10 protein-coding genes are annotated in these 9,347 nt (G+C 71.5%); 5 read left to right on the top strand and 5 right to left on the bottom strand.

Translation table 11 applies throughout. From position 1 onward, the window contains the following. Position 1: 1 nt before the first annotated feature. From KF837_10895 to KF837_10915, 5 genes are all read right to left on the bottom strand, one after another. The gene (locus KF837_10895; protein MBX3227816.1) at positions 2–904 is read right to left on the bottom strand and encodes a hypothetical protein; all 903 of its coding nucleotides are present in this window, start codon (positions 902–904) and stop codon (positions 2–4) included. A 26-nt stretch (positions 905–930) separates the two neighbouring features. After that, a complete protein-coding gene (locus tag KF837_10900) occupies positions 931–2,376 on the bottom strand; it encodes a hypothetical protein (protein ID MBX3227817.1) in 1,446 nt (481 codons plus the stop codon). A gap of 114 nt (positions 2,377–2,490) precedes the next feature. Then, the gene (locus tag KF837_10905) at positions 2,491–3,045 is read right to left on the bottom strand and encodes a hypothetical protein (protein MBX3227818.1); all 555 of its coding nucleotides are present in this window, start codon (positions 3,043–3,045) and stop codon (positions 2,491–2,493) included. Continuing rightward, positions 3,035–3,562 carry an RNA polymerase sigma factor gene (locus KF837_10910; GenBank protein ID MBX3227819.1) on the bottom strand — a complete coding sequence of 176 codons (528 nt, stop codon included), beginning with the start codon at positions 3,560–3,562 and terminating at the stop codon, positions 3,035–3,037. The genes KF837_10905 and KF837_10910 overlap by 11 nt, the downstream gene beginning before the upstream one ends. Before the next feature lie 6 nt (positions 3,563–3,568). Continuing rightward, entirely contained in the window at positions 3,569–3,760 is a 192-nt protein-coding gene (locus KF837_10915) for a hypothetical protein (GenBank protein MBX3227820.1), read from the bottom strand. A 120-nt stretch (positions 3,761–3,880) separates the two neighbouring features. Between KF837_10915 and KF837_10920 the strand changes: the two genes are divergently transcribed. The 5 genes from KF837_10920 to KF837_10940 form a co-directional block, all read left to right on the top strand. Continuing rightward, entirely contained in the window at positions 3,881–5,212 is a 1,332-nt protein-coding gene (locus KF837_10920; GenBank protein MBX3227821.1) for a sigma-54-dependent Fis family transcriptional regulator, read from the top strand. Continuing rightward, on the top strand, positions 5,209–7,092 hold the full coding sequence (locus KF837_10925) for a hypothetical protein (GenBank protein ID MBX3227822.1): 1,884 nt from the start codon (positions 5,209–5,211) through the stop codon (positions 7,090–7,092). Before KF837_10920 ends, KF837_10925 begins: the two co-directional genes overlap by 4 nt. A 108-nt stretch (positions 7,093–7,200) precedes the next feature. After that, positions 7,201–8,316: an FtsX-like permease family protein gene (locus KF837_10930; protein ID MBX3227823.1), complete on the top strand. Its 1,116-nt coding sequence runs from the start codon at positions 7,201–7,203 to the stop codon at positions 8,314–8,316. 8 nt (positions 8,317–8,324) lie between these two features. Continuing rightward, positions 8,325–9,017: an ABC transporter ATP-binding protein gene (locus KF837_10935; protein MBX3227824.1), complete on the top strand. Its 693-nt coding sequence runs from the start codon at positions 8,325–8,327 to the stop codon at positions 9,015–9,017. A gap of 13 nt (positions 9,018–9,030) precedes the next feature. Further along, positions 9,031–9,347: biotin/lipoyl-binding protein (locus KF837_10940; GenBank protein ID MBX3227825.1), on the top strand; the 317-nt coding region annotated here is incomplete at its 3' end.

The following is a 9,347-nucleotide window of genomic DNA, read 5'->3' on the forward strand; positions in this document are numbered from 1 at the left end:
TTCACATCAGGATCCCGCTCGCGTCGGCGACCGGGATCTTGGGGAGGTCTTTTTCGCCGAGGCGCTCGCGGAGGTTCACCTCGATCGTGCGCGCCATCGCCGTGAGGGGGAGGCCGTTCCAGAACATCGTGAACGGGTCCTCGAGCACGCGGCCCGCTTCGCTGATGAGCGCGAAGGAGAGGCACACCAGCGTGCTGATCGGGACCGCCCACCATCCGAGATCCGCGACGACGGCGAGCGGCAACAAGAGGCTGAACGCGAAGATGAGGCGCTCGGCGATGAACGCGTAGCCGCGCGGGAGCGGCGTCTTCTTGATGCGCTCGCAGCCGCCCTGCACGTCGAGGAAGGTGCGGAGCGTCTCGTCGAACGCGAGGAGCTGGTTCGTGTCGATCCAGCCCGCCGCTTGCGCGCGCGCGACGTCCTCGTAGCTCCGATGGCAGAGCGCGTGGTTGGGGTTGCTCTCCGCGAGGAGCGGGCGCTCGTCGTCGGTGACGAAGGCGAGGACGTCGGCGTCGGCGGAGAGGTCCTGCCCGCGCAGCGACACGCGGAGCGCGTGGACGTAGGCGATGTGGCGCTCGACCATGCGCGTCGCGAGGGCGCGGCCTTCGCCCGTCGCGGGGAGGTACGCGAGCGCCTGCGAACAGAACGTGCGCGACGCGTTGATGAGTCGGCCCCAGAGCTGCCGCCCCTCCCACCAGCGCGCGTAGGCGGAGTTCGTGCGGAAGCTGACGAAGATGCCGAGCGCGCCGCCGACCACGCCGAGCGGCAGCGCCGGCAGCTTGGCGCTCGGCGACACGTGCTCGTGCACGTACGTCACCGCGGCGGCGAAGAGGACGAAGAGGACGATGCTCTTCCATTGCCAGGCGATGAGCCGGAGGACCGAGCCTCGGGTCGTGACCATCATGGGGATGGGCGGTCAAGCTAACATCGTTACGGAGAGGCGAGCTTCGCGGCCTTCACGCGGTAGCTCCCCGGCAGCGTCGTGTCGCGCGCGATCGCCTCGAGCTCCGGGCGCGCGCGGGCGAGCACGTCCGGGCGCAGGCGATGGTCGTGGCCTTTCCAGCCGCAGACCGAGCGGCCGACGAAGCGCTCGAGCGCGGTCGCCGGCGCGCGCTGCGACGACGACGGCGGCGGCGCGGCGGAGCGAGCGGCGAGCTGTTGCGGCGGCGCGGCCTGCGGCGCGAAGAACGCGCGGTAGATCGGCGACGCGCGGAGGATCGTCTGCTGGCTCTTCGTCACCACGACCTCGGTGATGGGGTCGGGCCAGATCGTGCTCATCAGGTTGGTGCCGTCCGCGCATGTCTGGTTGAAATCCGGGCACGTCGGCGTGTCGTCGAGCGGGTCGAGCTCGATCGCGTCGCTCTCGGTCGTGTGCTGGAGGCCGAAGAAGTGGCCGGCCTCGTGGTAGATCGACAAGCCGTCGAAGGACGCGTCGTTCCCGCGGTAGAGCGCGACCACGAAGGTCGAGGACGCGTTGCCGGTGAGGGACGCGGTGCCGGGCAGCGGCGAGTAGCCCACGAATTCGCCGTCGTAGAGGTTGCTGACGAGGAGCATGTGGAGCGCTTGCTCCGGCTCGCCCTTCGAGAGGGCCGTCGCTTCGTAGTACCGATCGTCGTCGACGACGGTGTTGAACTTCGCGTCCACCGCGTGCCACGAGACCTTGCCGCGCGTGATGCCGGTCGACTTCTCGAACGCGCTCCAGAAGACGTCGAGGCGCGCCTTGATCGCGGGGTCCGTCGGCGCGGTCGTCACGTCGACGAGATGCGAGGTGCTGCTCGCCTCCATCCCGTTGCCCCACACCGTGAGGCCGGGCGGGACGTAGACGTGGAGGTCGAGCACGCCGCCGTGGAACTTGCCGTCGCTCGTGGTCTGGATGCGCGCGCTCGCGCGGCCGTTCGTGCCGTTGCCGGCGAACGCGATCTTCCATTTGCCGGGCGCGGGGGCGGTGAGGAGGTCGTTCTGCGGGATCGACGCCGCCGCCGCGCCGCGCGCGCCGAGGCCGAGCTTGGACTTGCTCTTCTTCGGCGTGAAGTCGTCGTGCAGGACCTCGCCGCTCGGGCTCTCGATCCGCACGACGCCGAGCTCGCCGCCGCCCGCCGACGTGACGGCGACGTTGAAGCCGAGCGCGTTCGGCGGCACGTCGAGGGTGACGCTCGCGCCGGACGCGACCGCGCCGAGGTCGACCACGACGAGGCCGTTCTTGTTCGGATCGATCTTCGGCTCGGCGTCGTCGTCCTTCGGCTTCGCCGGTTGGTCGTCGTCGTCGTCGCTGCCTCTGGCCGTTGGCTTCGTCGGACCGTCGCCCGCCGACTCGAACGGCGTGCACGCCGCGAGCACCGAGAACAACACCGCGAGGACCCCACCCGCAACGCGCATGGATACATGGCAATTGCAGCGCGCGTGCCCGTGAAAATGACCTGAAATTCGGGATGCGGTGGATCGCGAGGCGTCCAACTTCGCGCGCGCGCCCACGTCCGCAGGCGGTGTAGGTCAACGCGAAGAAGAGCGGAGGGCGAGCGAGCCGCGCGCGAGGGTGGCGGCGAGCACGCCGGCCACGATCCCGCCGAGGAGCCCGAGCGCCTCCGCGGCGAAGAGGGCGGTGCAGCGGAGGACCGCGACCGACGCGACGCCGATCACCATCCCGGCGGCGGTGCTCCATCGGCGCGCGTCGTTCGGGAGGAACGGCGCGAGCGCGAGGCCGAGGAGGCCGCCCGCGGTCCAGCAGGCGCTCGGGTTGGTGCAGCAGTCCATGCCGGCCGCCATCGACTCGGGCGAGCAGCACGGGCGGAGGATCGTGAGCGGGAGCGCGAGCGTGACGATCCCGGCGACGAAGCCGAGGTACGCACCGCGGAGGAGGGGATCGCCGCGCCAGTGCGCGAAGAGCCACGCCGTCACCGTGAGCGGGAGCCATACGAGCGCGGGCGCGCCGCCGATCACGATCGCGAGGACGGCGACCGGCGCCGCCGTCACGAGCGCGCGCGGGAGCGACGCGCGGAGCCGGCCCCATTCGTAGGCGCGGCGGAGACGTGCGCGCTCAGCGTGCATCGTGCCCTCGCAACAAGAGACGGAGCTTGCCGTACGCGCGCGAGACGCGCTTGCGGACCGTGGGGGCCGGCAGATCGGGGAGCGGCGCGCGTCCGAGGAGGGCGAGGATCGCGTTCGCGGCCTCGGTGTCGAGCGCGTCGATCGCGAGCTCGATCGATCGCTCGAGCTCGCGGCGCGCGAGGAGCGACTCGGGATCGTCGTCGTCGACGAGCGCGTCGGGCGGGGGATCGCCGAGCACGAGGCGCGCGTCACGCCGGCGCGCGGCGCGGACCTCGTTCGCGACGACGGCGTAGAACCACGGCAGGCAGGGACGACCGGGCGTGAACTCGCTCGCGCGGGCGAAGACGTTCATGAGCGCGGACTGGAGCACGTCCTCCGCGCGCGAGGGCGCGACGTGGCGCGCGACGACGCGCGCGGCGCGGGGGCGGAGCCCGGCGTAGAGCGGATCGAAGGCGGAGCGGTCGCCGCGTGCGAGGCGCGCCATCCACTCGTCGAGCTCCGCCTCGCGCGCCGTCACGGGTCGCTACTTCGCGGCGGTCGCGTCGTGCCCTTTGCAGCAGGGCGAGCCGGGGTAACAGCAAGGCGAGCCCGCGTAGCAGCACGAGTCGGAGGAGTAGCGCTCGTACGCGGCGATCCCGCCGACGGCCCCGACCGCGAGCGCGACCGAGAGGACGGAGAAGAGCTTGGGAGAGCGGCCTTTGAGGCGAGCAAGCATCGTCATGCCTCGTACTAGCGCGGCGTAACGAAACGTGACCATTTTTCCATCGCGGGGCCGAAAAACCACGGTATCCGGCGCTGGCGCGGGCCTTGAAAGGGGGAGAAGATCGGAGAAGCCATGCGTGTCCTCGTCGTCGATGACGACAAGTCCATCCGGCGTACGCTGGAGAAGTTCCTCCAGGGGGAAGGCTACGAGGTCGCGACCGCGGCCGACGGCGGCGCCGCGGTCGCGTCGTTCCGCGATGCCGACGTCGTCCTCCTCGACCTCGGGCTCCCGGGCAAGGATGGCTTCGAGGTGCTGACCGAGATCCAGAAGGCCGACGACGCGCCGCCGGTCGTCGTCGTCACCGCGCGCGACGACATGCAGTCGACCGTGCGCGCGGTGCAGCTCGGGGCCTTCGAGTACCTCGTCAAGCCGATCGACATCGACCTCGTGAAGCTCGTCGTCGCGCGGGCGGCGGAGGCGCGGGAGACCTCGCGCCGGCTCGCGCGCAGCACCACCGCGGAGGACGCGGCCCTCGCGCCGGACGGCGCCATCCTCGGGCGCAGCCCGCAGATGCGTGAGGTATACAAGCAGATCGGGGCCGTCTCGCGCAGCCGCGCCACCGTCCTCGTCTCCGGCGAGTCCGGGACCGGGAAGGAGCTCGTCGCGAAGGCGGTCCACGCCGCGAGCTCGCCCGACGCGCCGTTCGTGGGCGTCAACTGCACGTCGTTCGCGAGCGGCGTGCTCGAGTCGGAGCTCTTCGGGCACGTCCGCGGCGCGTACACCGGCGCGAGCGGCGATCGCGTGGGGCGCTTCGAGGCGGCCGGCGCGGGGACGCTGTTCCTCGACGAGATCGCGGAGATCCCGCTCGACCTGCAGGCGAAGCTCCTCCGGGTGCTGCAGGAGAAGAGCTTCGAGCGGGTGGGGGACTCGCGGCCGATCGCGCTCAAGGCCCGCATCATCGCGGCGACGCACCGCGACCTCGGCGCGATGGTGAAGAGCGGCGCCTTCCGCGAGGACCTCTACTACCGGCTCCAGGTCGTCGAGATCCGCCTGCCGCCGTTGCGCGAGCGGCCCGACGACGTCCCGCTCCTCGTGGAGGGGCTCGTCGCCAAGATCAACCGCGACGTGAACCGCGCCGTGCGCATCGTGACGCCGGAGGCGATGGAGGCGCTGCGGCGCTACGCGTGGCCCGGCAACGTGCGCGAGCTCGAGAACACGCTCACGCGCGCGATCGTCCTCGCGAAGGGCGACGCGATCGACGGCACCGTCCTCGCGGGGCTGGGGTCGGCGAGCGCGCTGCCGGCGGAGGGCGACATGCTCCCGCTCCGCGAGATCGAGCGGCGCCACATCGACTTCGTGCTGCAGAAGACCGACTGGAACAAGCGACGCGCCTGCGCCGTGCTCGAGATCAGCCGGCCGACGCTCGATCGGAAGATCGAGGAGTACGGCCTCAAGAAGCCATGATCGGCGTCCTCTTCTGCGTCATGGCGGCGCTCGGCGTCGCGTTCTCGCTCGCGTTGATCCGCGCCGATCCGCGCCGCTGGGACAACCGCGTCTTCGGCGCGATGGGGCTCCTCGACTCCGCCGCGAGCGCGTACCGCGGCGTCACCCTCCTCGGCGGGGGCGACCTCGCGGAGAGAGAGGTGCTCATCGTCTGCGGCGCGCTCGCGATCCCGCTCGGGTGGGGGTCGATCGAGTTCGCGTACTCGTTCCCGTTCAGCCGCCCCGCGCCGATGAAGCTCCGCGTCCCGGTCGGGCTCGCGACGGTGGCGTCGCTCTTCGTCGCGCTCAACCCCGCCACGCGCGAGCTCACGAAGTACGCGAACTACTACTACTACACGCCCGCGTTCGTCGTGATGACGGCGCTCCTCGTGCGGAGCCTCCGCACCGCGAAGACCGACGTCGTCGCGCTCCGCCTCCTCGCCGCCGCGCTCTTCGTGCGCTGGGCGTTCGCGATCGTCGTCTACGGGCCGGTCTACGACCTGTACCCCGAGGCGTTCCCCACCTGGATCGTGCTCGAGAGCACCGCCGGCGTCGTGATCAGCTACCTGCTCATCACGCTCGCGATCCTGAAGAGCCAGCTCTTCTCCGTGCGCGGGTTCGCGGCGGATCTCATCGGGCTCGTCGGCGTGGGCGTCCTCGTCGTCGCGTCCTCCGCCGTCGCGGTCGAGTGCGCGCTCCGCCTCGCGACGGGCCCGTCCGCGCTCCGCGCCGCGCTCGTGCTCGCGTCGCTCATCCCGCTCACCGCGCTCGTGGTGTCGCGCGGCGCGATCGAGCGCGCGGTGGCGCGCAACGTCGACCCACGCCGCGTGAGGCGTGAGCGCGTGCTCGAGCGCGCGCTCGGCTCGACCGAGGCGGAGCCGGACGCGATGCTGAAGGTGATCCGCGAGGCGCTCGCCGACCTCGGCGCGACGGAGACGAGGTTCGTGCCGGTGAAGGAGCTCCCGCCGTCGCTCCTCGCGCGCTTCGCGGAGACGAAGCGGGTGCAGCTCACGCGCGCGGAGGCGCCGGAGCTCGACGCCGATCTCACCGTCCTCGTCCGCTCCGGCGACACCGTGCACGGCGCGCTCGCCGTCCGCGGCGACGAGATCGAGCGCGACACGGTGATGGCGGCGACCACCCTCGCCGACCGCTTCGCGCTGCGCCTCGACGCCTTCGCGCTGTTCACCGAGCTCGAGGCGAGCCGCAAGCTCGCGACGCTCGGCTCCTTCGCGGCCGCGATCGCGCACGACATCCGGACCCCGCTCACGAGCGTGAAGATGAACGTCCAGATCCTGCGCAAGAAGGCGCGCCTGCCCGCGGACGACATGGAGTACTTCGACATCGCGCTCGAGGAGCTCGATCGCCTCGCCGCCGACGTGAACGAGCTCCTCGACTTCGCGAAGCCGGCGCGCGTCGAGCAGAGCGTCGTCGATCTCCGCGCGCTCGTCGCCGACGCCGCGCGCGCGACGCAGCCCGCGTTCGGCGAGCGGCGCCTCTCGCTCGACGTCCGGCACGGCGAGCACGCGCCGCTCGCGCGCGGCGACGCGCTCCGCCTCCGGCAGGTGATCGAGAACCTCGTCACCAACGCGGCCGCGGCGTCGCCGGAGGGCGCGCGGGTGGAGATCCGGACGCGGCGCGAAGACGACGGACGCGTCGCGCTCGAGGTCGCCGACGAAGGGAAGGGGATCGCGCCGGAGGACCTGCCGCGCATCTTCGAGCCGTTCTACACGACGCGCCCCGACGGCACCGGCCTCGGCCTCGCGATCTGCGACAAGCTCGTTCGCGCGCACGGCGGCGAGATCAGGGTCGACGCCGCGCCGGGCAGAGGCGCGACGTTCACGGTGCTCCTGCCCGCGGCCTGATTTCGTTACCGGGTAACGGATCGTTACCGTCCAGCGACGTCGGGCGCGTGGAATCGTCGAGGTTTCGGCCCGTCGCGGGGAGGCATGCTCCCTGCTCCAGCTCGGAGCATGTGGCGCTTCGCACGGCAGATCCTGCTCCACGACCGGTTCAAGTTCGCGGTGGCGACGGCGGGCGTGTCGATCAGCGTGCTGCTCGTCATCGTCCAGATCGGGCTCTACCTTGGGTTCATGGGCAACGCGTCGGCGCTCATCGATCACGCCGACGCCGACGTCTGGGTCGCGGCGGAGGCGACCGACGCGTTCGACTTCGCGTCGCCGATCGACGAGCGCGTCGTGTACCGCGTCGCGGAGGTGCCTGGTGTCGCGAAGACGGAGAAGGTGATCCTCGCGTTCGGTCAGATCCGCGGGGCGGAGGGGAACGCGGAGGGCGTCGAGGTGATCGGGATCGAGCCGAGCGCGACGATGCTCCGTCCGTGGAACGTCGTCGAGGGCTCCGTCCTCGCGCGCCCGGACGGCATCGTCGTCGACGAGACCGAGTACGCGAAGCTCCAGATCGACGCGCTCGATCAGCGCCGCGAGATCTCCGGCTCACGCGCGCGGGTGGACGGCCTCACGCACGGCATTCGGAGCTTCACGACGTCGCCCTACGTCTGGACGAACCTCGCCGCCGCGCGCTCGTTCACGCGCCTCGACGAGACGCAGCTCACCTACGTCCTCGTGAAGGCGGAGCCGGGCGTCGACGCGCGCGAGCTCGCCGCCCGCATCGGGAAGATCCCGCACGTCGAGGCGTACACGAAGGCGGAGCTCTCGGCGCGTACGCAGGGCTACTGGTCGTCGCGCACCGGCGTCGGCGCGGGCTTCTTCACCACCGCCGTCATCGGCGTGATCGTCGGCGTCGTCGTCGTGGGGCAGATCCTCTATTCGAGCACGCTCGAGCACATCAAGGAGTACGGCACGCTCAAGGCGATGGGCGCAGCGAACGGCGAGGTCGTCCGCGTCATCGTCTATCAGGCGCTCATGACCGCGGCGGCGGGCTTCGCCGTCGGAGGCACCCTCGCGCTGGTCGCGCGCGCGGTGATGAACGAGGCGAACCTCTCCGTCGCGATCACGCCGAGCCTCCTGGCCGCGACCGCGGCGCTCACCGTGATGATGTGCTCCGGCTCGTCGCTCCTCTCCATCACGAAGGTGCTCCGCCTCGATCCGGCGAGCGTCTTCAAGGCCTAGGTGAAGTCATGAACCCCATCGTCGAGCTCGTGAACATCGAGAAGGTCTACGGCGCGGACGAGACGCGCGTCACGGCGCTCACCGGCGCGTCGCTGAAGGTGCGGCCCGGCGAGGTCGTCCTGATCGAGGGCCCGTCGGGCTCCGGCAAGACGACGTTGATCTCGATCCTCGGCCTGCTCCTCCGCCCGACCGCGGGGCAGGTCGTCATCGGCGATCGCAACGCCGCCGCGCTCCCCGAGCGCGAGCTCCCCGCCATCCGCGCGAAGACGTTCGGCTTCGTGTTCCAGGGCTTCAACCTGTTCCCCGCCCTCTCCGCGGAGGACAACGTCGTCCTCGCGCTGAAGATGAAGGCGCCGCGCTTCCCCGATCCGGTCCGCGAGGCGCGGCGTCTCCTCGACGCGGTCGGCCTCGCCGATCGCCGCCATCACCTGCCGGCCGATCTCTCCGGCGGCCAGAAGCAGCGCGTCGCGATCGCGCGCGCGCTCGCGGGCAGCCCGCCGGTGGTGATCGGCGACGAGCCCACCGCGGCGCTCGACACGAAGACGGCGCTCGGCGTGATGGAGCTCTTTCGCCGGCTCGCGTCGGAGGAGCGGCGCGCGGTCGTGGTCGTGACGCACGACCCGCGCCTCGAGCGCTTCGCGGATCGGATCGTGCGAGTCGAAGACGGAAACGTGCGGGCGGACGAGCTCGCGGCGGCGTGAGGAGGAGGACGAGATGAAGAAGCGAATCGTGGCGGGGCTCCTGGCGGCGGCCTCTCTCTGTGCGGGTGTCGTGTTGAGCGCGCAGGGCGCGTCGTCGCCGCCGCGGGTGGCGAAGCAGGCGCCGAGCGAGCTCGTCGCGCCGGCGCTCGTCGAGGCGGAGGGCGATCTCGTCTCGCTCGGCTTCGACACGAACGGTCGCGTCGCCGTCGTGCTCGTGAAGGAGGGCGATCGCGTGACGGAGGGCGATCTCCTCGCGCGGCTCGACGATCGGCTCCCGCGCGCGACGGTCGCGCGGGCGGAGGCGGCGCTCGCGGCGGCGGAGGCTCGCCG

The organism is Labilithrix sp., assembly GCA_019637155.1.
In the GTDB taxonomy this organism is placed as follows: domain Bacteria; phylum Myxococcota_A; class Polyangia; order Polyangiales; family Polyangiaceae; genus Labilithrix.

Bases quoted from the DNA above. Each gene is read 5' to 3' on its own strand.
- KF837_10925 (MBX3227822.1), top strand. From the start codon at position 5,209: ATGATCGGCGTCCTCTTCTGCGTCATGGCGGCGCTCGGCGTCGCGTTC.
- KF837_10920 (MBX3227821.1), top strand. From the start codon at position 3,881: ATGCGTGTCCTCGTCGTCGATGACGACAAGTCCATCCGGCGTACGCTG.
- KF837_10930 (MBX3227823.1), top strand. From the start codon at position 7,201: ATGTGGCGCTTCGCACGGCAGATCCTGCTCCACGACCGGTTCAAGTTC.
- KF837_10905 (MBX3227818.1), bottom strand. From the start codon at position 3,045: ATGCACGCTGAGCGCGCACGTCTCCGCCGCGCCTACGAATGGGGCCGG.
- KF837_10915 (MBX3227820.1), bottom strand. From the start codon at position 3,760: ATGCTTGCTCGCCTCAAAGGCCGCTCTCCCAAGCTCTTCTCCGTCCTC.
- KF837_10895 (MBX3227816.1), bottom strand. From the start codon at position 904: ATGATGGTCACGACCCGAGGCTCGGTCCTCCGGCTCATCGCCTGGCAA.
- KF837_10900 (MBX3227817.1), bottom strand. From the start codon at position 2,376: ATGCGCGTTGCGGGTGGGGTCCTCGCGGTGTTGTTCTCGGTGCTCGCG.
- KF837_10935 (MBX3227824.1), top strand. From the start codon at position 8,325: ATGAACCCCATCGTCGAGCTCGTGAACATCGAGAAGGTCTACGGCGCG.